Genomic DNA, 21888 nt, shown 5'->3' with positions numbered 1-21888 from the left:
TTGTGCCGGGCGAGGGCGCTGGCCGCCGGGCGGCGCCAGAGACGCAAGAATCAGGCGTCGGACGGGTAGCGCAGCAGCTCGGCCAGGGTGTAGAAGCGCGACCCGCGCAGGTAGCCGGCCTGGATGTCGGCCACCAGGGCACCGGGGCGGCCCTCGGCGTCGCGCTCGGCGATCCAGGACGCGGGCAGGGTGTCTAGGATGTGCGTGCAGGCCAGTCGACCATCTTCCAGGTGGCTGGCATGCACCTCGCCCGTACCTCGATGACGGAACGCGGGCAGCCAGCCGGCGGTGAAGCCGGCATCCAGCCAGCCGGGTTGTTCCATGCGTTCTGGGCCGGCGATGGGAAGCAGGTCGGTCTGCAGCATTGGGATTCTCCGGAGATTTACCCTCCCTATCGGCGCGCTTGTCGCAAACTTGAGCCAGGGGGGCGCGCACCGGATGGTTGGATCGGCCATAATCGCGGCGGGGAGAACCGGCGACAGGTGAGTGCCGGTTGCAAGCAGGGTAGGTGTGGGGCCCGGCGTGTCCGGGCGACAGGCAGGACCGACGAGGGGGTGGCGTGGCGATCACAATCCTGATGGTGACTCTGGCGATCGTGGTCGCCATCGTGCTGCTGGACTGGGCGCGGAATCCGGTGCGCACGGTGCTGCTTGCGATCACGGGCGGGCTGGTCCACCTGGTATGTGCGCTGCGCCGGCATCTCGTACATGTGCGGGATGCCGTGACCGGTTGGCATCGCCGGTATCTGGCACGGCTGGAGGCCGATCGTATCCACGGGGCGGTGGAGGCCCTGGAACGTCGGTATGCCCACCTGGTGGGGCATGACCTGGCGCAGATGCCGCAGCTTCGCCAGGAGTCCACCGAAACCTTGCGCGCCCTGCGCGAGGCCTACGAACGGGACGAGACCCGCCTGCTCGAGGAACCCGCCTGGGTAAGCCGTCTCGAGGCACTGGCCAGCACCCCCGTCAGTGATACCCCGCAGAGTCAGCGTCTCGCGCAGGATCTCCAGGAGACGATCCTGCGTATCGCGCGGCTGGGCATGGAGGAACACCGGCAGCTGGCGCAGGGCATGCTGGCCGCCCGGCGGCGGCTGGAGAGCCCGGTGGATCAGCTGGTCGGCCGTCTGGAGGGTCTGCAAAGGCGTCTGGGCGACCTGCAGCGTCAGGGGGGCCGCCTGGACCACGCCCTGACGCGCTGCGAGCAGACCGAGCCTTCGATCCGCCATCAGATGCCTTCGTATATCCAGGCCGTCAGCCAGGGTTTGCTGGGCCTGCTGGGGCTTGCGCTGACGGTGCTGGCGGTCACGGTGTACCACCAGCTCTTCGGGCCGCCGTTTGACGGGCAGTTCCCGGGTGCCGAGGACGCGGGGCCCGGGACGCTCTCGGATCGGATCATTGCGCTGCTGCTGGGGATTGCGCTGGTAAGCGGGTGGCTGCTGGCCGAGAGCCGCGGGGCGGTCCGGCTGCTGCCGCAGGCGGTGATGGAGCGCGACAACTGGGCCCGAATGGGCCTGGTGGTCACGGCATTGCTGGTGCTGGCCGCCGTGGTGGTGCTGTCGGGCCTGGCCGGTTATCACCTGGAGTGGGTCCGCTATCGCAACGATTTGCTGGAGACCCTGATGGCCGGGGAGGTCGCGCCACCGCCCACGCTGTACTGGACCGAGCAGATGGTTGGTGCGGCGGTCGGGCTGGTGGTGCCGCTGGTGGTGGCGCTTGCGCCGCTGTGGCTGGTCTCCCTCCTGCAGGCGATACGGGTGCTGGTCGGAGGGCTTCTTGGCATCCTGCTGGCGCTGCTGACGGGTGTGCTGCACCTGCTTGCCGTGATTGCATTGCAGCTGCGCAGGCTGCTGCCGGCCCTGTTCGAGCTGGTCACATTCCCGGCGCGCGCGGTGCGCGAACGGCTCGCGGACCGTTCGACGTCGGCCCGGGATGCGGATGCCGGAGTGTGACGCGGATCACCCCGCAGGCGGTGCGTTGCCGCGAGCCACGAATGCCACTGTAGAATGCGCCCCCGGCCATGCAGGCGACGTTGACTCCATGGTCGGATCAGGCAACCAGGCGAGAGGCAGGACATGGGCATGCAGATGCAGCGGGTGATGCGCGGACTTACGGTATCCGGGATTCTGATCCTGGGCGGCTTGACCGCGACGGCGGTGATGGCCGAGACCACGCGTTTCGTCAGCGACGAGCTGGAGGTCGGGGTGCGGAATGGCACCGGGCCGAACAGCCGCATTATCAGTTCAGTGCGCTCGGGTCAGGAGGTCACGGTGCTCGAGGAGAGCGGCGATGGCCATACCCGTATTCGCCTGCCCAGCGGCACCGAGGCCTGGATCCTGACCCGTTACCTGCAGGACGAGCCGCATTCCCGTGAGCGCCTGGAAGAGGTCGAGGCCGAGCTGGCCGAGATTCGCTCGGGTGCGGACGACCAGGAAGGCCGGATTGCCGAACTGCTGGATACCCGCCGCGAACTCGAAGCCGAGCGCGATGGCCTGGAGACGCAGGTGGCGGACATGGAGTCCGAGCTCGAGGAGCTGCGCGACGTCGCGGAACGGCCGCAGGAGATCCAGCGCGAAAACCGGCGCCTGGAAAGCGAGCTGGTAGAGGCCCGTGATTCCGCGGACGAGTATCGCCGCCAGGTGGAGGTGATGCAGGCCGACAGCCAGCGGCGGTGGTTCATGACGGGTGCGGCGGTGACGGTTGGCAGCCTGATTCTTGGCATTATCCTGACGCGCATCCCATTGCGCCGCCGCCGCAGCGACTGGTACTGATCCCCCCTTCCGTCTCCGGGGTTGCCCGGGGACGCGCGCCGAAACGTGCCCCCATACGCGTTTCTTGCGTGCCGGCGATCGAGCCATTAGGCTTTCGCAGCTGTTTTGAAGCCGTCGCCGGTGGTCCTTGGTGGCGGACGCAACTCCAGGAGCGTGATTCCGGGCAGGTCGTACGGGGTCACGCGGATAACGCCCGACGCAAAAGGACTCAGCTGGCCGGATGCTCTACGCAATTCTGTCAACATTCCTGGTGGCCGCGATCGCACCCGCGGTCCATCGTGTCACCGGTCGCGCCAGCGGCTGGGTGCTGGGGCTCCTCCCGGCGGCGCTGTTCCTCTATTTCCTGAGTTTCCTCCCTGCGGTCTCCGCCGGCGAGTCCATCGTGCTCAGCTGGCCCTGGCTGCCGGGGCTGGATATCCACCTGTCGTTCCTGGTGGACGGCCTGTCGCTGCTGTTCGCGCTGCTGATCTCGGGTATCGGGTTCTTCATCGTCACCTATGCCGGGCGCTATCTCGAGGGGCACCGCGACCTCGGGCGCTTCTACGTGATTATCCTGGCCTTCATGGGCTCCATGCTGGGGCTGGTGCTGGCGGACAACCTCATTGCGATGTTCGTGTTCTGGGAGCTGACCAGCATCACGTCCTATCTGCTGATCGGCTATAACCACGAGAACGCGGACGCCCGGAAGTACGCACTGCAGGGCCTGATTGTCACGGTCGGTGGCGGCCTGGCGCTGCTCGCCGGGATCATCATGCTGGCGATGGCCGGCGGCTCCTACGAGCTCTCCGAGATCCTGGCCAACGGCGATGTCGTCCGCGAACACGCGCTGTACCTGCCTTTACTGATTCTGATACTGATCGGGGCCTTTACCAAGTCGGCCCAGGTCCCGTTCCACTTCTGGCTGCCGCGTGCGATGGCCGCGCCGACGCCGGTCTCCGCCTATCTGCACTCGGCCACCATGGTGAAGGCCGGGGTGTACCTGATGGCGCGCCTGAATCCTTCGCTGGGTGGGACCGATATCTGGTTCACCACGCTCGCGCTGTTCGGCGCGATCACGATGTTCACGGGCGTCTTCCTGGCCTTCCGCAGCACGGGCGTGAAGCAGGTCCTGGCCTATTCCACCGTGATGGCGCTGGGCACGCTGACCATGCTGATTGGTATCGGCACCGAGACCGCGCTGATGGCCGCGATGGCCTTCCTGCTGGCGCATTCTCTGTACAAGGGCGCGCTGTTCATGGTCGCCGGCATCCTCGACCACGAGGCCGGGGCCAAGGACTTCCTGCAAACCGGGGGGCTGCGCACCGCGCTGCCGATCACGGCCGCCTTCGCGATTCTTGCAGCGTTGTCGCTGGGTGGGGTTATTCCGCTGTTCGGCTTTGTTGCCAAGGAGCTGATGCTGGAGTCGGTGCTCGAGGCACCGGGTCTGGTGGGTATCCTGACGCTGCTGGCGGTACTGACCGCGATCCTCGGGGTGGCGGTCGCCGCGATCGTCGGCATCCGGCCGTGGTTCGGGGCTCGGGTGGAAACACCCAAGACCCCGCACCACGAGGCACCGCCGGCGATGCTGGCCGGCCCGGTCGTGCTGGCGAGCCTGGGACTGATCTTTGGCCTTGGGCCGGGGCTGGCGGACGACGGGCTGGTCAACGCCGCGGCGGCGAGCGTGCAGGGCGCGCCGGTGGATGGTTACCTGGCGCTGTGGCACGGCATTAACTGGCCGCTGGCGATCTCCGCGTTCAGCCTGGTCGCGGGTGGTCTGCTCTACTGGCGCTGGGAGCAGGCGCGTCGGGCCCTGGACTGGGTCGATCGGGCCGCTGAATACGGCCCGGAGAAGGGCTACTTCAAGATGATGGATGGCCTGGTCTGGATCTCCGAATGGCAGACCCGGGTCCTGCAGAACGGCTATCTGCGCTATTACGTGATCGTGATCGTGGCGATGACCGCGGGCCTGGTCGGAGTGACCGCGCAGCTGTTCAACGTGAGTGTCGGCACGGCGCACCTCGAGCGCCTGCAGATCCACGAGATGGCCATTATCGCCATCCTGGTGGCGTCGATGCTGTTCGCGGTGCTGACGCGCTCGCGTCTGGGCGCCGTGGCAGCGCTGGGCTCTCTGGGCTTTACGGTCGCCCTGGTGTACGTGCTGTACAGCGCGGCCGATGTGGGGATCACCCAGGTGCTGGTTGAGACCCTGACGGTAATCCTGCTGGTGCTGGTGCTGTTCCGCCTGCCGGGTTTCCTGAATCTGTCGTCTACCGCGCTGCGGCTGCGCGATGCCGGTATCGCGCTGGTCACCGGCGGCATGATCACGCTGCTGATGCTGAGCACAATGGATGCGCGCCTGTTCGACTCGATCTCGCAGTACTTCATCGAGGAGTCGGAGCCCTCGGGCTATGGCCGTAACATCGTGAACGTGGTGCTGGTGGACTTCCGGGCACTGGATACGCTGGGCGAGATCTTCGTGCTGGCCCTGGCCGCGATCGGGGTGTACGCGATGATTCGCTTCCGTGCGGAGGACCACCGCCGATGAACATGCACTCGCTGATCCTGCGCACGGCCGGGCACTTTCTGCTGCCGCTGCTGCTGCTGTTCTCCGTGTTCCTGCTGCTGCGCGGCCACGACGAGCCGGGTGGCGGGTTTATCGGTGGCCTGGTCGCGGCGGCGGCGATCGTGTTGTACCTGTTTTCCATGGACATCCGCTCCGCGCGCAAGGTGCTGCGCGTGGACCCGCGCGACCTGCTGGGTGCCGGCATGGTGCTGGCGGTCGTGAGCGCACTGCCCGCGGCCTTCCTGGGGCAGGCGTTCTTCACGGCCCAGTGGTGGGAATTCACGGCCCCGGTCTTCGGCGAGATCAAGCTCTCTACCGTGCTGATCTTCGATATCGGCGTCTATCTCGTCGTGATCGGGTCGGTGCTGACGATCATGCTCAACCTGGCGGAGGCAGAAGACTGATGGAAGTCGTCATGGCCTTCGTGGTCGGCGGTATGTACGCCGCGGCCATCTACATGATGCTCCGGCGCTCGATCGTCAAGCTGGTGATCGGCCTGGTGCTGCTGTCGAACGCGGCCAACCTGCTGATCTTTACGCTGGCCGGCATGCTGCCGGGCGCGCCGCCGCTGATCCCGCCGGGTGCCACGGTTCCTGAAGGGCTGTCGGCCGATCCGCTGGCGCAAGCCGTGGTGCTGACCGCGATCGTGATCGGCTTCGGCGTACTGGCATTCGCCGTAGTGTTGATACATCGCGCCTACGAGGTGGTGAAGGTCGATGATCTGGACCAGATGAAGGACACGGATCGATGAATATGTCCGTTGCCCTTCCGGTCATCATCCCGCTGCTCGCCGGCGCGCTGTCGGTGATGTTCTGGCGCTCGCATTTCGCGCAGCGTGCGCTGGGCGTGCTCGGCACCGGCGCCATGCTGGCGGCCACCGTCTGGCTGCTGATGGAGACCTGGGAGAACGGCCATGTCGTGATGGAGATGGGCTCCTGGCCGGCGCCGTTCGGGATCGTGCTGGTCTCCGACATGCTGGCGGCGATCATGGTGGTGCTGACTGGCATCATCGGCTTTGCGACCGCGATCTATTCGCTCTCGGGCATCGGCAAGATGTCGGAGAAGTTCGGCTACTACCCGTTGCTGCATCTGCTGCTGGCGGGCGTGAACGGCGCGTTCCTGACCGGCGACATCTTTAACCTCTATGTCTGGTTCGAGGTGATGCTGGTCGCGTCGTTTGCGCTGCTGATCCTGGGTGGCGAGCGCTCGCAGATGGAAGGGGCGATCAAGTACGTCACCCTGAACCTGCTGTCGTCGATGATCTTCCTGACTGCGATCGGCCTGACCTACGGCCTGACCGGCACGCTGAACATGGCGGATATCGGCGACAAGCTCTCCACGGTGGAGGACACCGGGCTGATCACCGTGATCGCGATGCTGTATCTGGTCGCGTTCGGGGTGAAGGCGGCGGCGTTCCCGTTCTTCTTCTGGCTGCCGGCCTCTTATCACACGCCGAAGGTCGCGGTCTCCGCGCTGTTCGCGGGCCTGCTGACCAAGGTTGGGGTGTACGCGCTGTACCGCGTGTTCACACTGATCTTCAACCAGGATGTGGACTACACCCACGAGATCCTCCTGTGGGTGGCCGCGGCCACGATGCTGACCGGCGTGCTTGGGGCGGCCGCCCACTACGAGTTCCGGCGCATTCTGTCGTTCCACATCATCAGCCAGATCGGTTACATGATCATGGGTCTGGCACTGTTCACACCGCTGGCACTGGTCGGTGGGGTGTTCTACATCATGCACCACATCATCGTGAAGGCGAATCTGTTCCTGATCAGCGGGATCACCTTCGTGATGAAGGGGACCCATGAGCTCAAACTGATGGGCGGGGTCTACCGGACGAACCCGATGCTGGGCGTGCTGTTCCTGATCCCGGCGCTGTCACTGGCGGGTCTGCCGCCACTGTCCGGGTTCTTCGCCAAGTTCATCATCATCCGCGCTGGTATCGAGGCCGAGGCCTACTGGGCGGTGGGCGTGGCTCTGCTGGTGGGTCTGCTGACGTTGTATTCGATGATCAAGATCTGGGCCGAGGTGTTCTGGAAGGCGCAGCCGGAGGGCGTCGAGGGCGAGCTCCGTGATGTCAGTTCGGGCCCGATGATCTGGATGTGGGTGCCGGTGATCATGCTGGCGCTGATGACCGTGGCCATTGGCCTGTACGGCGAGCCGATCTACCAGATGGCGGCGATGTCCGCCGAGCAGCTCCTGGATCCGTCGCAGTATATTGAGGCCGTGCTGGGAGAATCACGGCAATGATCGCGCTGACCTGGAATATCGCGCTGGCCCTGATCTGGGTGTTCCTGACCGGGAACTTCACAGGGGGCAATCTGCTGATCGGGTTCTTCCTCGGCTATGTCCTGCTGGCGTTCGCGCTGCGTGACAAGCCGGCCTTCGCGAGCTACGCGCGACGGGTGCCCAAGTTCATCGCCTTCATTGGGTTCTTCCTGTGGGAGCTGTTCCTGTCGAACCTGAAGGTCGCCTACGATGTGATGACGCCGACGCACCACATGGTGCCGGGCGTGATTGCCTTTCCGCTGGATGCGCAGACCGATGGCGAGATCACGATCGTCGCGAACCTGATCTCGCTGACACCGGGCACCCTGAGCCTGGACGTCTCGACCGACCGGAAGGTGCTCTACATCCATGTAATGTACCTGGAAGACCGCGATGCGGTGATTCGGTCGATCAAGTATCTGGAACACCGGGCCCTGGAGGTCCTGCGCTAGGCGCGGGGGACACAGATGTTCGAAATCGCCATCATCGTGGCCAATGTACTGCTCAGCATCTCCCTGGTGCTGGGGTTCTGGCGTCTCTATCTCGGGCCGACGCTGCCCGATCGCGTGGTGGCGCTGGAACTGATCGCGTCCCTGACCATTGGCTTTATCGCGGTGTACGTGATCTCCAGTGGCCGGACCCCGTTTATCGACGTGGCGATGGTGCTGGCCCTGACCGCCTTCCTCGCCGCGGTCGGATTTGCCCGCTATCTCGAGAAAGGGGGGCACCGCGAAGATGATTGAGCTACTGACGGCGTTGTTCCTGGTGTCCGGGGCCGCTTTCATGGTGGTGGCCGCGCTGGGGCTTGTCCGCATGCCGGATTTGCCGATGCGCCTGCACGCCACCACCAAGGCGGGTGTGCTTGGGGCCGGCCTGATGATGGTGGGGGTCGCCGTCTATTTCGGCGACGGGGGCGTGACCACCCGCGCCGTGGCAGTGATTGGTTTTCTGCTGCTGACGGCCCCGGTGGCCGCGCATGCGATCGGCCGTGCAGGGTATTTTGTCGGGGTGCCGTTGTGGGAACACACACGCTCCGACGAACTCAAGGGTCGCTACGACAACAAGACCCACACCCTTGCCTCGCCCCCGGAGATGAACGAGTCCTCCTCGGACGACGAACCCCGGCGCTAAGTCCGACCTGGCTGGCATCATGGTCGGTCAGCCATAAAAAAGCCGGGACGCAAGGTCCCGGCAATGGGCACAGTCGCAGGAGAGAAATACGACTGGAGGTCACTTAGCCATCAGTGCAGGTTCAGGCCGCCTGATGGGTTTCCTTCGCCTCGCGAGCGGCCTTGGCCTCTTCCGGCGAATAGGCCGCGCCAGACCAGAGCATTTCGTAGGCAATCTCTTCGTTACCGTTTTCGCACAGCTCCAGGACCTCCTGGAACAGCGGCTGGAAGGTCTCGCTGCGATGCGAGGCTTCGTGTTCTTCGAAGCTGCGCCAGAAGGTGATGATCAGCGCCTCCTTGTCCTTCATCGGGCTCTCCACTGCCTGGCCGATGGTCGAGCCCTCGTTGGAGACGGCGCCGGAATTCAGCGCGACAAAGCCGCCGACGAAGCCGGTGTCCGAGTGATAGGTCTTTACGTTCTCGCACAGCATGGCGACGCGCTCCTGCAGGTCGTCGATGCTGTACTCCGGCTTCAGGATCACGCGGTTGATGGTGACGACGCCGTCGGCCGGGAAGTTGTGGATCAGCTGGCTCATGGTTGTCCTCCTTTCGGGAACGGGTACCCCTCGGTTGGGGCACGGCTTGTTGGTTAGTTTGTTACCAACTGCTGATGAATAGTTCCTGAGTAATCTAGTCAAGAAAAAATTCGGTGCAACAAACCCGCGTTCCTGTTCAGGCCTTGCGCGTCAGGGCAGGGCGGTCTACCTTGCCGACTTCCCCATCAGGAATGCGTTCATGTCTGATCGCGAACTGAAAGATTTGCTCTATGACCAGGTCGCCCGGATCGGCAAGGCGGCGTCCAGCCCGAAGCGGCTGGAACTGATCGAGATCCTGGTGCAGGGGGAGAAGAGCGTCGATCAGCTCGCGGCGGATGCCCAGATCAGCGTCAAGCTGGCCAGTGCCCACCTGAAGGACCTCCGCCAGGCCTGCCTGGTGGAGTCCCGGCGCGATGGACGGCGTATCTTCTACCGGCTGGCAGACCCACGTGTGGCCGATTTCTGGGTCGTGCTGCGCGAGCTGGCCGAGAGCCGCTTGCTGGAGTTGCAGGGCGCTGTGCGCGACATGGCGGCCAGTGCCGGCGACATGGTGCCGCTAGGTGGCCAGGAGTTGCTGGAGCAGGCACGCAAGGGTGAGTTGATCGTGCTGGACGTTCGTCCGGACACCGAGTACGCCACTGCGCACCTGCCGCACGCCCGGTCCATTCCTTTGCGCGAGCTAAAGCAGCGCCTGGACGAGTTGGCGCCGGATGTCCCGGTCGTTGCCTACTGCCGGGGCCCGTACTGTCTGATGGCGCGCGACGCGGTCGCGATCCTGGGTGAGCATGGCTTCCGCGCCGTCCGTCTGGATGACGGTGTGGCCGAGTGGCGCCACCAGGGGCTCCCTCTGGAGCAAGGCCCCGTCGATCGTTAGCCCCTGCCGTCACTGGTGGCTGCGTACTGTGTGCCGGCACATCGCGCCGATCCCGAGTTGTGAGTGCCCCGGTGGTTGCCCAAGCCCCAGAGCCTTGAAGAACGACCCATCGGGTTTTGGATTCCCTCTCGAAGAAGGGGTCTCAAAATGGACTTCCGGACGGGCCGTGCTATTCAGCCGGATCCGTCGATATTCGACCTGCCGTATTTGACATCCCCCCCTCGCGCAGAATAACTTCGTTCTAACGAACATTAGAACGAAAGATGCTCGTGGTGCGCCAATCGGCCGTCTGGCACGTACGCCGACCTTGCTAGCCGGCACCAGCCCCGCCTCCATTAGGCAAGGAAGCCGGTCCTGCCGCGACTCTCACGGCCCGGGTGCGCCACAGAGGACCCCTTATGAGCGATCCATTCAGAGCCGCGCAGGCCTATGAACACCTGACCCACGGGATTCGCGAGAACCTCGGGCAGTTCGGGCAGCAACTGATCCAGGTCTTCTTTGTCGGTCTGACGATCGGGATGATGCGCACCGTCATCCCGGCGCTGGCCGAGGACGAGTTCGGCGTGGCCGAGGGCTCGTTCATGCTGCTGACTGCGTTCGTCGTCGCGTTCGGCGTGGTCAAGGGCGTGCTCAATTTCGTTGCCGGGCGGCTGTCCGAACGCATGGGGCGCAAGACCGTTCTGATGCTCGGCTGGATGGCGGCCATCCCGATCCCGTTCATGATCCTCTACGCGCCATCCTGGAGCTGGATTGTGGCCGCGACCGTCCTGTTAGGCGTGAATCAGGGGCTCGCCTGGTCGATGACCCAGACCGCGAAGATGGACATCACCCGGGGCGACGAACGCGGCTTCACGATGGGCATGAACGAGTTCTCCGGCTATGTCGGGGTGGCCGTGGCGGGGATCGTGACCGGCTATATGGCCGCTGCCCTCGGGCCGCGCATGGGGGTGTTCGTGTTCGGCATAGTCGTGATCGCGATCGCGGTCCTGATGACTGCACTGTGGGTGCGCGAGACCCTGGACTGGGCCAAGGCCGAGGGGGCCCGGCATGCGGCCGGGCAGTCCACCGGGCCACAACCGCGCTATCCCAAATCGATCGCCGATACGCCGACCACCTGGGAGGTGTTCACGCTGATGTCCTGGCGTGACCGGCGCATGGCCGCGTTCAGCCAGGCGGGCCTGGTGGAGAAGTTCGTCGATGCCCTGGTCTGGGTGTTCTATCCGGTGTTCCTGTATCAGCAGGGGCTGAGCCTGGCCGCGATCGGCTGGGTCGTGGGGATCTACGGCTTTGTCTGGGGTGGCTCGCAGTTCGCCACTGGCAAGCTCTCCGACCATGTGGGGCGGTTGCAGCCCATCGTTTGGGGTATGTGGATCTGTGGCGCGGGCGTGGCCCTGACGCTGCTCGGCGAGGGGGTCGTCTGGTGGTCGTTCGCGGCGGCCGTAACCGGCCTTGGCATGGCGCTTCTGTATCCCAATCTGAGCGCGGCGGTCGCCGATATCGCCCATCCGAACTGGCGCGGCTCGGCGATCGGGACCTACCGCTTCTGGCGGGACCTGGGCTATGGCATCGGTGCACTGGCCCTGGGGGTCGTCGCCCACATCGGCGGTTCAGTCACCTGGGGCTTCTGGTTCGTGGCCATCGCCATGTTCCTGTCCGGTGCGCTGGTACTGCTGTGGGGGGAGGAGACCCACCCGCGGCTGAATCCCGAGAAGGATTAGGCACCCGCCGCGCGCCTACCAGCGCGCCTTGTCCCACATGTCCGGGTTGGCCCAGAAGCGGGCATTCAGCCAGTCCGGCGTCAGCTTGTAGTCGTACAGGCTGGTGCGGTAGACCGCATGATCCGGCGCGGCCGATTCGGCGTCCGGGTCGCGGCGAAAACCCAGTGCCAGAAACTCGTTCAGTCCCCAGCGTTCATCGTCCAGCCGATGCAGGATCAGCACCTCGTCGGCCCAGCGATCCCGCAGCCCGCCGAGCAGATGCTGGCCGATCGGGATATCCAGGGCGCTGAGGGTGTCCAGTAGCAGGACCAATGGCACGCGGGATTCGGGTGGGTGTTCGAGAAAGGCCTCCACGGTGATCTGTTCCAGCCCCGGTGGGCTGTCCGGTGGCTGGGCCCCGGCCGCGAGCAGAAGGGCCCGACCTTCGCGCAGACGGCGCGGCAGATGTCGGCGCAGGGCATCAATGTCGATCAACGCAGGCCTCCTTGGTAATTCCCGTCGCCTGTGCCGACGGCGTGTTCGTTATACTCTAAATGACTCCCACTGCTACTGCGGACCCGTTAGAAGGAAGCCCCTCATGTCCAAGGAACTGCTGACCGAATTCCTCTCCAAGCACCCGATCTCCGCGTCCCTGACGCCTGCGGAGGTGGAAGTCCTGCTCGAATACCTGGAGGTGGTGGAGACCCACCACAAGCAGGTGATCGCGGATATCGGCGAGGTGGGCGAGTCGCTGTTTTTCGTGGTGAGCGGGACGGCCGCGTTGTACCACGACGACGGCAGCCAGGAGATCGAGGTGGGCCGCATGCAAACCGGCGAGCTGGCCGGGTCGATGTCGTTCTTTGACCGGGTGCCGCGCGGCGTGCGCATGCGTGCGCTGAGCGACAAGACGCGGCTGCTGCGCCTGTCGCGCTCGATGTACGACCGCCTGCGTGTGGAGAACCCGTATATCGCGGTGAACCTGCTGGAGTTCGCGATCATCAGCCTGGATCACCTGATCCGCCGTGTCTCGGAGGACGTGGCGACCTACGCCCACTACCTCTACTCCCCGGGCAAGAAGTAAGCCCCGCGGGACCGCCCATGCTCGCGTCCCTGCAAACCATTGCGGAACACCTGCTGTTGCCGCCGGGGCTGGGTATCGCCCTGACGGTGCTTGGCGTGCTGTTGTGGCGGGCCGACTGGCGTGGTGGCCGGCCGCTCCTGGCGCTGGGGCTGCTGGCGCTGGTGCTGCCCAGCCTGCAGGTCGTGGCACAGCCCCTGGCGGATACCCTCGAGCGCGAGGTGCGCGACAGCGTACTGGCGACCGGGCGGGCGGATGCGATCGTCATCCTGGGCGGTGGCCGCTGGGTGGGGCGCGCGGAGGACGCCGGACACGACGCCCTGAACCCCCGCACCCACGAGCGTGTGCGCGAGGGCGCGCGGCTGCATCGTGCCACCGATCTCCCCATTGTGGTCTCGGGCGGGGTACCGAGGGCCCTGCCCGGGCGGCGTTCGGAGGCCGAACTGATGGCCGCGACCCTGCAACAGGATCTCGGTGTCTCGGCACGCTGGCTCGAGAACACCTCGCGCAACACCTGCGAGAATGCCACGCATACACGCCAGCGCTTGCAGGGGCAGGGCGTGGATACCGTGCTGGTGGTGACCCAGGCGATGCATCTGCCGCGGGCCCTGGAGTGTTTCGAGCGCGCCGGGTTCGACGCCTACCCGGCGCCCGCCGGTTTCCGCGGTGCCACCGGTGACCCGCGTAGCCTGCGGGACTTCCTGCCCACGACCGAGTCTATCGAGACCTCGCGCTTTGCCCTGCGCGAGTGGCTGGCGCGGGCGGCGTTGCCCCTGCGCGAGCGTCAGCGCGGCAGTTCGGGAGACTGAGGCCCGTGCCCCGTCCGGTGCGCTGGATACTGGCGGGGCTTTGCGCGGGCGGCATCGTGGCGATGCCGTTTCCAGTGCTGGCCGAGTCCGATGTGTCTTTTGGGGCCGATCTGAACATCGAATCGCTGATGCACGAGGCCCTAAGCGCCGAGGGGCTGAGCTCCCGCATTGGCTGGCGTGACGGGCGCCTGAGCCTCGAGCTGCGTGCCGAGCGCATCGAGCTGCCGGAGCCGGTGGGCACCCTGACGGCCGCGCGGGTGGAATGTACCGAGCTGCGCCTGACCCGGCGCGAGGTGGTCTGTGACGACGCGCGTCTGTGGGGACGCTCGGGCGACCTGCGACTGGACGGGCACCCCCTGTCGCTGGCCTGGGGCCGCGACAGCGGCGATCTCCGACTGGCTGGGGACTGGCCCGGTTGGTTCGGCGGGCGCGGGAGCCTGCGCGCGGATTTCGCCCCCGAACGCGGCTGGGATGTCGATGCCCGGTTGCGAGGATTGGATCTCCAGGCGCTGGCCGCATTCGACCGCTTGCCTCTGGAACTCCCCGTCGCCGTCGACGGGGGACGGGCGGACCTCGATCTGCGGTTGCGTCCGGATGGCCGGCTCACCGCACGTCTGGGGTTGGAAGATGTTGCGTTCAGCGATCCGCTGGGCCTGCAGGCCGGCGAGGAACTGCGCGGCCAGGCGCAGTTGTCCGGGGACGGCACGCGCTGGGACCTGGATCTCGCCCTGGAGGGTGGCGTGATCTACATCGACCCGTGGTTTGTGGACCTGGACGACGAGGGGCCGGTGGAGATTTCCCTCAATGGGTTGGAGGGAGACCCCGGGCCCCTGACGTTCCGGATGGATGTCCTGGGTCTGCGCTACGGCGCTGCGCTGGAGGCTCGCGGCGAGGCGGTGGCCTACGATCCGGAGGGGGGGCTGGATGGCGTATTTCACGGGCGGGTCCATGCGCTCGCCCCAGTCTACGATTCCTTGTTGGCGCCCTGGCTGGCCGGGACGGTACTCGGCGATCTGGCCACCGGGGGGCAGATCGCAGGGCATGTGGAGCTGGCGGGCTCGCAGCCCCGGCGCGCGGATCTCGAGTGGGCGGAACTGGATGCCAGCGACCGGCGGGGGCGTTTCGGCCTGGCCGGTGCGCGCGGGGCACTTGACTGGTCGGCGGACGAGGCGGGCAGCCCCGGGACCTTCGCGTTGGATGCCGCGCACCTGTATGGGCTGCCGTTCGATGCGTTCGAGGCGCAGGTCCGGGCCCTGCCAGCCGGCATGGAGCTGCTGGCCGAAACCGAGATCCCGATCTTCGATGGCGGGTTGCGGGTCGGGGCCTTCGAGTTGCGCCAGACCGACGCAGGACCGGATGTGCGCTTCGAGGGTGGTATCCGCGCGATCAGTCTGGAGCCACTGACCGAGGTGCTGGGCTGGCCGCGATTCTCCGGGCGGTTGGCCGGCATGATCCCCCGGGTGCGCTACGAGCGGGGGGATCTGAACGTCGATGGCCGTTTGCTGGTCCAGGTGTTCAACGGCGAGGTGGTGTTGCGCGATGTGTATATCCACGACCTGCTGGGCTATGCCCCGGAGCTGGGCCTGTCGGCCGAGATCCAGCGGCTGGATCTGGATCCGTTGACGCAGGCGTTCGACTTCGGTCGCGTCCAGGGCCGTATCTCCGGGCATGTGCGCGATCTGGTGATGGTGGACTGGTCGCCGGTGCGCATGGATCTGGAGTTGATGACGCCGGAGCGTGATCGCGGGCGCCGACGGATCAGCCAGCGGGCGGTGGAGAACATCACCGAGCTGGGCGGAGGGCTGCAGGCCGCGGCTTCGTCGGTCTTCCTGCGGGTGTTCGAGAACTTCAGCTACCGCCGTCTCGGGTTTCGCTGCGAGTTGCGTGGCGAGGTCTGCACCGCCTCCGGCGTGGCCGACCGTCCGGATAGCGGCTTCGTGCTGGTGCAGGGCGGGGGCATCCCGCAGATTCAGGTGATTGGCTACAACCGCCGGGTCGACTGGCCCGAACTAATCAACCGCCTGGCGACCATCCAGGCCGGAGATGGCCCGGTGGTGCAATAAGCGGCTTGGCGTTTGGTTACCGTTCAGGGTGTTGGTGTAGATTGGGCATCATGCGGGTTGAACCGCCTCGACAAGGGAAGTACGGCATGAAGGCTTTATGGAGTGTTCCGGGATTGGCGCTGGTGTTCGCTCTGATGGCGGGCTGCGTGACCATCAATATCTATTTCCCGACGGCCGCGGCCGAGGAGGCGGCGCGCGCGATCGTGCGCGACGCGCTGCAGGTCGAGGAGGGTACCCGGGAGCCGGAAGCGTCGTCTGAAGCCGAGCCCGGTGCGATGCTGATGCCGCGCAACAACCCGGCGAACGCCAACCTGCCGGTGCTGGCCTGGGTGCTGGATCGACTGGTGAGCCCGGCCTCCGCGCAGAGCCCCGATCTGCAGATCCAGACCCCCGCGATCAACCGTATCCGCGCCTCCATGCGCGAGCGGGCGCCGCAGCTCGCGCCGCATTTTCGCAGCGGGGCAATCGGCTTTGGGCGCAACGCCGATGTGGTGATCCGTGATTTGTCCGAGGTTCCGCTGCGCGATCGCAGTACCGTGCAGCGGCTGGTGAGCGAGGAAAACTCGGACCGCGACTCGCTTTACCGCGAGATCGCGCGCGCGAACGACCGCCCGGACTGGGAAGACCGGATTCGCGAGACCTTCGCCCGGGTCTGGGTGGAAGAGGCGCCCTCCGGTTACTGGTACCAGGACCGCAACGGCCAGTGGCAGCAAAAATAGCCCGCTCATGAGCCTGCCAGGCACAGGGAGTGGTTCGTGCCGGCGCTGACGCTGGCCGAACGCATCGAGGCCCAGCGCCAGCGTCTGGTATCGCTGGTGCAGGATACCGACCTGACGCGGCTCCCGCGCTGGAAGGCCCTGCTGCTCGGGATCGTGCGGGGTGCGGGCGCGATCGTGCACGAGGCCAAGGAAGGCCAGCTCACGCTGCGCGCGATGAGTCTGGTCTATACCACGCTGCTGTCCATCGTCCCGCTGATCGCGTTGTCGTTCTCCGTACTCAAGGCCTTCGGCGCGCACAACGCAGTCGAGCCGGTGGTGCTCGGGTTTCTCGAGCCGCTGGGGGAGCAGGGGGTCGAGATCGCGAACAACGTGATCGAATTCGTCGACAACATGCGGGTCGGCGTCCTCGGTTTTGTCGGTCTGCTGTTCCTCGTCTACACCGTGATCGCGCTGGTGCAGAAGATTGAACTGGCGTTCAACACCATCTGGCGGGTCGAGAACAGTCGCAACTTCGCCCAGCGCTTCTCCAACTACCTGTCGGTGATCCTGATTGGTCCGCTCCTGGTGGTCTCCGCCCTGGGTATCACCGCGACGGTGATGTCCACCACGGCCATGCAGACTCTGGCCGGGATCGAGCCGTTCGGCACGCTGATCACTGGCGCCTCGCGCATGGTTCCGTATCTATTGATCATGGCCGCGTTCACTTTCATCTACGTGTTTGTGCCAAACACTCGAGTACGGTTGTTCCCGGCCCTGGTTGGGGCTGTTGTGGCCGGCTTGCTGTGGCAGAGCGTGGGCTGGGGGTTCGCGACCATGGTGGCCGGTTCCACTCGCTATGACGCGATCTATTCGGGCTTCGCGATCATGATCCTGTTGCTGATCTGGATCTATCTGGCCTGGCTGATCCTGCTGATCGGGGCCAATGTGGCCTTCTACGTACAGCACCCCGAGTACATGACGGTGCGCGGCCTGCGCCTGCGCCTGTCCGGCGCGGCGCGTGAACGCATGGGCCTGCATCTGATGCAGCAGGTGGGTCAGCGTTTCCTCGACGGCCGCTCGCCGCCAACACTGGACCATGTGGCGCATGACCTGTCAGTGCCGGGCAATGCCCTGGGCGAGGTCGCGCAGGCGCTCGAGTCGGCGGGCCTGCTGGTGCGGGCCGGCACCGATGCCACCTGTTATGTGCCAGGCCGTGATCTCGAGCGGATCCGGGTGGACGAGATCCTGGAGGCCCTGCGCCAGGATGCAGATGCCCGCGCCCTGCGCCGTTTGCAGGGCGACCCGGCAGTCGAGGCCACGCTGGAGGAACTGGAGACCGCACGCCGTGACCGTCTGGACGGGCGTACGCTGCGCGACCTGTTGAAAAGCGAGGGGGCCGCGGCGGCGGCCACCTGATTCCCGGCGCCGGGCTTACTGGCGCTGGGCCTCGAATTCGATGATCAGTTCGATCTCGTCACCCACGATGTCGCGCGTCAGGCCATAGGTCATGCCGAAGTCCGAGCGGTCGAAGCTGCCGCGCATCGAGGCGCCCAGCACGTAGGGCCGTCCGAACACCCCACCGAGCGGAAACGGATAGCGACCGACCTTGTTGATCGTGACGTCCAGGGTCACCGGGCGGGTCTCGCCCAGCAGCTCCAGGTCGCCGGTCAGGCGTCCGGTGTCGTCGCCGGTGGGCTCGTACTGGGTCGCGGTGAAGCGCATCTCCGGGTATTCCGCGACGTTCAGGAAGTCGTCGCTGCGCAGGTGGTCGTCGCGTTCCTCGTGGTTGGTAAACACGCTGTCGGTCTGCACGACGAAATACCCTTCGCGCAGCTCCCGCGTCTGCGGATCGAAGGTGAATTCGCCCTCGGCCTCCAGAAACATGCCCAGAACCTTGGCGTAGCCGGCGTGATCCACCAGAAAGCCGACCGCGAAGTGTTCCGGGTCGATCTCCCAGCGATCGGCCTGGGCCAGCGCGGAAACGGGGAGGGCCAGGGCCAGCAGACCGGCCAGGAGCAGGGAGCGTGGGGTGCGGGCGTGGATCATGTCGAACCTCCGGGACGATGACGGTGTAGCCAGTGGATGTCGGTGGCGAACGAGCTGGTCAGGGCCGCAAGCCCCGCCAGGGCGACGGCGATCGCCGCCATCGGGGGCAGGCTCGGGAGCAGGGCGACCAGGAGTACGCCGGTCTGTAGTACGCAGACCGTCTGGCGCCGCCGGCTCGGGGGCAGGTCCGCGCCCAGCCAGGGCCAGATGCGCTGCGCACCCAGGAACAGATAGCGCATGGCACCGATCAGCACGACCCAGGCCCCGACCGCAGTCATCCACCAGACCAGAATCGAGAGGACGAGGATGATGGCCGCGTCCAGTTCCATGTCAAAGCGGGCGCCGAAGGCCGTGCGACTGTTTGTGCGGCGGGCAACGGCACCATCCACGCCGTCCAGGATCAGGGCCGCTCCGGCCAGGCCCAGGATCCACAGCATGACAGTGGTACCGGGGACCGCGCCCGAGGTCAGGACGAGCGCCCCTAGGGGCGTGGCGATGGCAGCACGGGCCAGCGTTACACGGTTGGCCGGGCCGGGTCCGCGGTGCGCATCGGTCAGACCGCCCTGCGGAGTGTTCAGGACCAGCATCAGCCCCAGCAGGATCCAGATCCCTGCGTGTGCGACCAGCAGGGCGGCCACGGCACCGATCTGCCAGCCCAGCAGTGCGGAGAGTACGAGCCCGCCCGCGCCGGCCAGCGCCCAGTCCCGCGCCCAGGTGCGCAGGCCCGTGCGCGCGCGTTCCGGCCAGCGGTTGGAGCTCAGCGTGGAATCCATGGCTCGAGTGTAGTCGCCTCGGGGAAACACGGTGGAAACGCCCGCGAGTTGCCGGGAATCACGACCATCGACCACACTGGCCCTATGTTTGACGATGATCGAACCGCTCCGTGAGCGCTCCCTCTGCCACCGCCTTCTGGGTCATCGGACCGGGCCAGGGCGAGCTGCGTGATGAGCCCCTGGAGGCACCCGGTGTCGACGAGGTGCGGGTGCGCAGCCGCTATTCCGCGATCAGCCGCGGGACCGAGTCTCTGGTGTTTCATGGCCGCGTCCCCCCCAGCCAGTACGCCGCGATGCGCGCGCCTTTTCAGGCGGGCGAATTCCCGGCGCCGGTCAAGTACGGCTATATCAGTGTCGGCGACGTCGTCGAGGGCCCCGGGGCGGGGCAGATGGTGTTCTGCCTGCACCCGCACCAGTCCGACTATGTTGTTCCGACCCAGGCTGTAGTGCCGGTGCCGGCGGGCGTCCCGGCCGAGCGTGCCGTGCTGGCGGCCAACATGGAGACGGCGATCAACGCGGTCTGGGACAGCGCCGCCGGCCCCGGGGATCGCATCGCCGTGATCGGCGCGGGTGTGGTGGGCCTGCTCGCCGCCTGGTTGTTGCGAAGGATTCCCGGAACCGAGGTCTCCGTGATCGACCCCAACCCTGCGCGCGAAGACATCTGTGCCGCACTGGGCCTGGCCCTTCTGGCCCCGGAGCAGGCCGCCTCCTTGCAGGACCTGGACCTCGTGGTGCATGCCAGTGGAAACCCGGCTGGCCTGCGCCAGGCGCTGAGCTTGGCGGGTGTCGAGGCGCGGGTGGTGGAGATGAGCTGGTACGGTGACGCAGGCGTGGATCTGCCGCTGGGGGAGGGCTTTCACGCGCGTCGCTTGACCTTGCGCAGCTCGCAGGTCGGGCGCATCCCGCCCGAGCGGTCGTCGCGCTGGGATTACCGTCGCCGGCTGGCGCTCGCACTCGCACTGCTCGATGACCCGGCGCTGGACGGCCTGATTACCGGTGAGGATGCGTTTGCCAATCTCCCGGCCGTGATGCAGCGGGTGACAGGGCCAGAGGCGGACCGTACGCTGTGCCACCGAATTCGCTACTGATCCTGCTCACCCAAACGCGCAAGGAAACCGCATGTACAGCCTGAATGTCCGTGACCACTTCATGATCGCCCATAGTTTCTCCGGCGACACGTTTGGTCCGGCGCAGAACCTGCACGGCGCCACCTATGTGGTGGACGTGACCTTCCGCCGCGTGGCACTGGATGCCGATGGGCTGGTGGTGGATATCGGCCGGGCAAGCGAGGTCCTGCGGGCCATCCTGGCCGAGCTCAATTACCAGAACCTCGACGATCGTGAAGACTTCCGTGGTCAGAACACGACCACCGAATTTCTCGCTCATGCGATCCACCAGCGCGTGGCGCAGGCCATCGCCCAGGGGGAACTCGGTGAGTCGGCCCGGGGACTGGACGCCGTCGCGGTGACGCTACACGAGTCCCATGTGGCCTGGGCGAGCTACGAGGGCGCTCCCTGAGATATGCCCGAGCTTGGTTTCGTGGTCCCGGGGGCACTGGACCAGCCCACGGGCGGGTACCGCTACGACGCGCGCATGATCTCCGGGCTGCGCGAGCAGGGCTGGCGGGTCGAGCTGCGCGAGCTGGAGGGCGAGTTCCCCGGGCCTGATGCGCGCGCGGAACGGGCCCTCGAAGAGGCCCTGGCGAGCTTTCCGGATGGCATGCGGGTGCTGGTCGACGGACTGGCCGCGGGTGCGCATCCCGCCACCTTGCGGCGTCACGCAGGGCGCCTGCGGCTCGTCTACCTGATGCATCACCCGCTGGGTCTGGAGGTGGGGCTTGCGTCTGCGCGCTCCCAGGAACTCCTCGAGTCGGAACGTGCGGCCGTGGCCCTCGCCTCGCGGGTGGTCGTGACCAGTGACTACACGCGGGCGCAGGTGGCCGACTGGGGTGTGCCGTCCGAACGCCTTTGCAGTATCCCGCCTGGCGTGGAACCGGCGCCGCTGGCCCGTGGCCCGGAGGATGAGGTGCCGGTGCTGTTGTGCGTGGCCGCCTGGGTGCCCCGCAAGGGACAGCTCGAGCTGGTGCGCGCGCTGTCCGGCCTGCGCGATCGGTCCTGGCGGGCCGAGCTGGCTGGTGCCATGGATCGCGATCCGGACTACACGGCCGCTGTGCGTGCTGCCATTGCCGAGAGTGGTCTGGATGCGCGAATCTCGGCCCCGGGAGTGCTGACACACGAGGGCTTGGCGGAGCTCTATGACCAGGCCTCGATCTTCGTGCTGCCGAGCGCCTACGAGGGTTTCGGCATGGCCTTTACCGAGGCAATGATGCGCGGCCTGCCGGTCGTTGGGACCACGGGGGGCGCCATCCCCCAGACCGTGCCGGAGACTGCGGGCCTGCTGGTGCCGCCCGGGGACGTGGAGGCCTTGCGCCGGGCACTGGGGAGTCTGCTGTGCGACGCCGAACAGCGTCGGGGCATGGGCCGCGCGGGTCGCGCGCATGCCGAGTCTCTACCGGGCTGGACGGAGGGTGCCCGTCGTCTGGCTCTGTGGCTGGAGGTGGCCTGA

The 21888-nt window shown here is 66.4% G+C and carries 24 protein-coding genes; 19 read left to right on the top strand and 5 right to left on the bottom strand.

The genetic code is table 11. The annotated features are described in order from the left end of the window. Positions 1–50: 50 nt before the first annotated feature. On the bottom strand, positions 51–365 hold the full coding sequence (locus tag F791_RS0101840; protein WP_012982158.1) for a hypothetical protein: 315 nt from the start codon (positions 363–365) through the stop codon (positions 51–53). A 194-nt stretch (positions 366–559) separates the two neighbouring features. Here F791_RS0101840 and F791_RS0101835 point away from each other — a divergent pair, with 194 nt between their 5' ends. The 9 genes from F791_RS0101835 (at position 560) to mnhG (ending at position 8711) form a co-directional block, all read left to right on the top strand. After that, entirely contained in the window at positions 560–1948 is a 1389-nt protein-coding gene (locus F791_RS0101835; RefSeq protein WP_012982159.1) for a hypothetical protein, read from the top strand. Between the two features lie 129 nt (positions 1949–2077). Continuing rightward, positions 2078–2767 carry a TIGR04211 family SH3 domain-containing protein gene (locus F791_RS0101830; RefSeq protein WP_018138673.1) on the top strand — a complete coding sequence of 230 codons (690 nt, stop codon included), beginning with the start codon at positions 2078–2080 and terminating at the stop codon, positions 2765–2767. A gap of 220 nt (positions 2768–2987) precedes the next feature. Next, positions 2988–5291: a putative monovalent cation/H+ antiporter subunit A gene (locus F791_RS0101825; protein ID WP_019592097.1), complete on the top strand. Its 2304-nt coding sequence runs from the start codon at positions 2988–2990 to the stop codon at positions 5289–5291. Then, positions 5288–5713 (top strand): Na+/H+ antiporter subunit B, encoded by a 426-nt coding sequence (locus F791_RS0101820; protein ID WP_012982162.1) that lies wholly within the window; start codon positions 5288–5290, stop codon positions 5711–5713. Before F791_RS0101825 ends, F791_RS0101820 begins: the two co-directional genes overlap by 4 nt. Then, complete coding sequence (locus tag F791_RS0101815; RefSeq protein ID WP_012982163.1) at positions 5713–6060, top strand: Na+/H+ antiporter subunit C; 348 nt, start codon at positions 5713–5715, stop codon at positions 6058–6060. The genes F791_RS0101820 and F791_RS0101815 overlap by 1 nt, the downstream gene beginning before the upstream one ends. Continuing rightward, complete coding sequence (locus F791_RS0101810) at positions 6057–7562, top strand: Na+/H+ antiporter subunit D (protein ID WP_018649001.1); 1506 nt, start codon at positions 6057–6059, stop codon at positions 7560–7562. The genes F791_RS0101815 and F791_RS0101810 overlap by 4 nt, the downstream gene beginning before the upstream one ends. Further along, positions 7559–8032: a Na+/H+ antiporter subunit E gene (locus F791_RS0101805; protein ID WP_012982165.1), complete on the top strand. Its 474-nt coding sequence runs from the start codon at positions 7559–7561 to the stop codon at positions 8030–8032. Before F791_RS0101810 ends, F791_RS0101805 begins: the two co-directional genes overlap by 4 nt. A gap of 15 nt (positions 8033–8047) precedes the next feature. After that, the gene (locus F791_RS0101800) at positions 8048–8323 is read left to right on the top strand and encodes a cation:proton antiporter (RefSeq protein ID WP_018138677.1); all 276 of its coding nucleotides are present in this window, start codon (positions 8048–8050) and stop codon (positions 8321–8323) included. Further along, positions 8316–8711, top strand: coding sequence for a monovalent cation/H(+) antiporter subunit G (gene mnhG, locus F791_RS0101795; protein WP_018138678.1), 396 nt, complete (start codon positions 8316–8318; stop codon positions 8709–8711). The genes F791_RS0101800 and mnhG overlap by 8 nt, the downstream gene beginning before the upstream one ends. 121 nt (positions 8712–8832) lie before the next feature. Here the strand turns inward: mnhG and F791_RS0101790 are convergent, their stop codons facing one another. Continuing rightward, positions 8833–9285, bottom strand: a complete 453-nt coding sequence (locus tag F791_RS0101790) for a hypothetical protein (RefSeq protein ID WP_017925939.1) — start codon at positions 9283–9285, stop codon at positions 8833–8835. Positions 9286–9484: 199 nt separating this feature from the next. On the opposite strand from F791_RS0101790, the gene F791_RS0101785 reads away from it, so the two are divergent. Further along, positions 9485–10159 (top strand): metalloregulator ArsR/SmtB family transcription factor, encoded by a 675-nt coding sequence (locus tag F791_RS0101785; RefSeq protein WP_018993666.1) that lies wholly within the window; start codon positions 9485–9487, stop codon positions 10157–10159. A 398-nt stretch (positions 10160–10557) separates the two neighbouring features. Then, entirely contained in the window at positions 10558–11877 is a 1320-nt protein-coding gene (locus F791_RS0101780) for an MFS transporter (RefSeq protein ID WP_018993665.1), read from the top strand. Between the two features lie 15 nt (positions 11878–11892). Here F791_RS0101780 and F791_RS0101775 read toward each other — a convergent pair whose 3' ends face one another. After that, the gene (locus F791_RS0101775; RefSeq protein ID WP_018993664.1) at positions 11893–12351 is read right to left on the bottom strand and encodes a DUF6231 family protein; all 459 of its coding nucleotides are present in this window, start codon (positions 12349–12351) and stop codon (positions 11893–11895) included. Between the two features lie 103 nt (positions 12352–12454). Here F791_RS0101775 and F791_RS0101770 point away from each other — a divergent pair, with 103 nt between their 5' ends. The 5 genes from F791_RS0101770 to F791_RS0101750 all read left to right on the top strand — a co-directional run bounded on the left by F791_RS0101770 (position 12455) and on the right by F791_RS0101750 (position 17920). Beyond that, positions 12455–12937 (top strand): Crp/Fnr family transcriptional regulator, encoded by a 483-nt coding sequence (locus F791_RS0101770; protein ID WP_012982173.1) that lies wholly within the window; start codon positions 12455–12457, stop codon positions 12935–12937. Between the two features lie 17 nt (positions 12938–12954). After that, on the top strand, positions 12955–13743 hold the full coding sequence (locus F791_RS0101765; protein ID WP_018138682.1) for a YdcF family protein: 789 nt from the start codon (positions 12955–12957) through the stop codon (positions 13741–13743). A gap of 62 nt (positions 13744–13805) precedes the next feature. Further along, positions 13806–15806, top strand: a complete 2001-nt coding sequence (locus F791_RS0101760; RefSeq protein ID WP_018993663.1) for a hypothetical protein — start codon at positions 13806–13808, stop codon at positions 15804–15806. Between the two features lie 86 nt (positions 15807–15892). Further along, positions 15893–16525, top strand: a complete 633-nt coding sequence (locus F791_RS0101755) for a YdbL family protein (protein WP_038038620.1) — start codon at positions 15893–15895, stop codon at positions 16523–16525. Between the two features lie 36 nt (positions 16526–16561). Further along, positions 16562–17920: a YhjD/YihY/BrkB family envelope integrity protein gene (locus F791_RS0101750; RefSeq protein ID WP_018138685.1), complete on the top strand. Its 1359-nt coding sequence runs from the start codon at positions 16562–16564 to the stop codon at positions 17918–17920. A 15-nt stretch (positions 17921–17935) separates the two neighbouring features. On the opposite strand, the gene F791_RS0101745 is transcribed toward F791_RS0101750, so the two are convergent. Then, the gene (locus F791_RS0101745; protein WP_018993662.1) at positions 17936–18550 is read right to left on the bottom strand and encodes a YceI family protein; all 615 of its coding nucleotides are present in this window, start codon (positions 18548–18550) and stop codon (positions 17936–17938) included. Next, positions 18547–19323, bottom strand: coding sequence for a CDP-alcohol phosphatidyltransferase family protein (locus tag F791_RS0101740; protein WP_018138687.1), 777 nt, complete (start codon positions 19321–19323; stop codon positions 18547–18549). Before F791_RS0101740 ends, F791_RS0101745 begins: the two co-directional genes overlap by 4 nt. Before the next feature lie 110 nt (positions 19324–19433). On the opposite strand from F791_RS0101740, the gene F791_RS0101735 reads away from it, so the two are divergent. Genes F791_RS0101735 through F791_RS0101725 form a run of 3 tightly spaced genes read left to right on the top strand, consistent with a single transcriptional unit; the run spans position 19434 to position 21888 of the window. Continuing rightward, positions 19434–20411 (top strand): zinc-binding alcohol dehydrogenase, encoded by a 978-nt coding sequence (locus F791_RS0101735; protein WP_019592096.1) that lies wholly within the window; start codon positions 19434–19436, stop codon positions 20409–20411. A 31-nt stretch (positions 20412–20442) separates the two neighbouring features. Next, the gene (locus F791_RS0101730; RefSeq protein WP_018138689.1) at positions 20443–20841 is read left to right on the top strand and encodes a 6-carboxytetrahydropterin synthase; all 399 of its coding nucleotides are present in this window, start codon (positions 20443–20445) and stop codon (positions 20839–20841) included. A 3-nt stretch (positions 20842–20844) separates the two neighbouring features. After that, a complete protein-coding gene (locus F791_RS0101725) occupies positions 20845–21888 on the top strand; it encodes a glycosyltransferase family 4 protein (RefSeq protein WP_019592095.1) in 1044 nt (347 codons plus the stop codon).

Source organism: Thioalkalivibrio sp. ALRh (genome assembly GCF_000381425.1).
Lineage (GTDB): Bacteria > Pseudomonadota > Gammaproteobacteria > Ectothiorhodospirales > Ectothiorhodospiraceae > Thioalkalivibrio.
Note: the sequence above shows the minus strand (reverse complement) of the source record. Positions and strands in the feature narration are given on the sequence as shown.

Excerpts from the sequence above, each read along its gene's own strand:
- F791_RS0101840 (WP_012982158.1), bottom strand. The coding sequence starts at position 365 with ATGCTGCAGACCGACCTGCTTCCCATCGCCGGCCCAGAACGCATGGAA.
- F791_RS0101830 (WP_018138673.1), top strand. The coding sequence starts at position 2,078 with ATGCAGATGCAGCGGGTGATGCGCGGACTTACGGTATCCGGGATTCTG.
- F791_RS0101825 (WP_019592097.1), top strand. The coding sequence starts at position 2,988 with ATGCTCTACGCAATTCTGTCAACATTCCTGGTGGCCGCGATCGCACCC.
- F791_RS0101820 (WP_012982162.1), top strand. The coding sequence starts at position 5,288 with ATGAACATGCACTCGCTGATCCTGCGCACGGCCGGGCACTTTCTGCTG.
- F791_RS0101815 (WP_012982163.1), top strand. The coding sequence starts at position 5,713 with ATGGAAGTCGTCATGGCCTTCGTGGTCGGCGGTATGTACGCCGCGGCC.
- F791_RS0101810 (WP_018649001.1), top strand. The coding sequence starts at position 6,057 with ATGAATATGTCCGTTGCCCTTCCGGTCATCATCCCGCTGCTCGCCGGC.
- F791_RS0101805 (WP_012982165.1), top strand. The coding sequence starts at position 7,559 with ATGATCGCGCTGACCTGGAATATCGCGCTGGCCCTGATCTGGGTGTTC.
- F791_RS0101800 (WP_018138677.1), top strand. The coding sequence starts at position 8,048 with ATGTTCGAAATCGCCATCATCGTGGCCAATGTACTGCTCAGCATCTCC.
- mnhG (WP_018138678.1), top strand. The coding sequence starts at position 8,316 with ATGATTGAGCTACTGACGGCGTTGTTCCTGGTGTCCGGGGCCGCTTTC.
- F791_RS0101790 (WP_017925939.1), bottom strand. The coding sequence starts at position 9,285 with ATGAGCCAGCTGATCCACAACTTCCCGGCCGACGGCGTCGTCACCATC.
- F791_RS0101785 (WP_018993666.1), top strand. The coding sequence starts at position 9,485 with ATGTCTGATCGCGAACTGAAAGATTTGCTCTATGACCAGGTCGCCCGG.
- F791_RS0101780 (WP_018993665.1), top strand. The coding sequence starts at position 10,558 with ATGAGCGATCCATTCAGAGCCGCGCAGGCCTATGAACACCTGACCCAC.
- F791_RS0101770 (WP_012982173.1), top strand. The coding sequence starts at position 12,455 with ATGTCCAAGGAACTGCTGACCGAATTCCTCTCCAAGCACCCGATCTCC.
- F791_RS0101765 (WP_018138682.1), top strand. The coding sequence starts at position 12,955 with ATGCTCGCGTCCCTGCAAACCATTGCGGAACACCTGCTGTTGCCGCCG.
- F791_RS0101760 (WP_018993663.1), top strand. The coding sequence starts at position 13,806 with ATGCCGTTTCCAGTGCTGGCCGAGTCCGATGTGTCTTTTGGGGCCGAT.
- F791_RS0101755 (WP_038038620.1), top strand. The coding sequence starts at position 15,893 with ATGAAGGCTTTATGGAGTGTTCCGGGATTGGCGCTGGTGTTCGCTCTG.
- F791_RS0101745 (WP_018993662.1), bottom strand. The coding sequence starts at position 18,550 with ATGATCCACGCCCGCACCCCACGCTCCCTGCTCCTGGCCGGTCTGCTG.
- F791_RS0101740 (WP_018138687.1), bottom strand. The coding sequence starts at position 19,323 with ATGGATTCCACGCTGAGCTCCAACCGCTGGCCGGAACGCGCGCGCACG.
- F791_RS0101730 (WP_018138689.1), top strand. The coding sequence starts at position 20,443 with ATGTACAGCCTGAATGTCCGTGACCACTTCATGATCGCCCATAGTTTC.
- F791_RS0101725 (WP_019592095.1), top strand. The coding sequence starts at position 20,845 with ATGCCCGAGCTTGGTTTCGTGGTCCCGGGGGCACTGGACCAGCCCACG.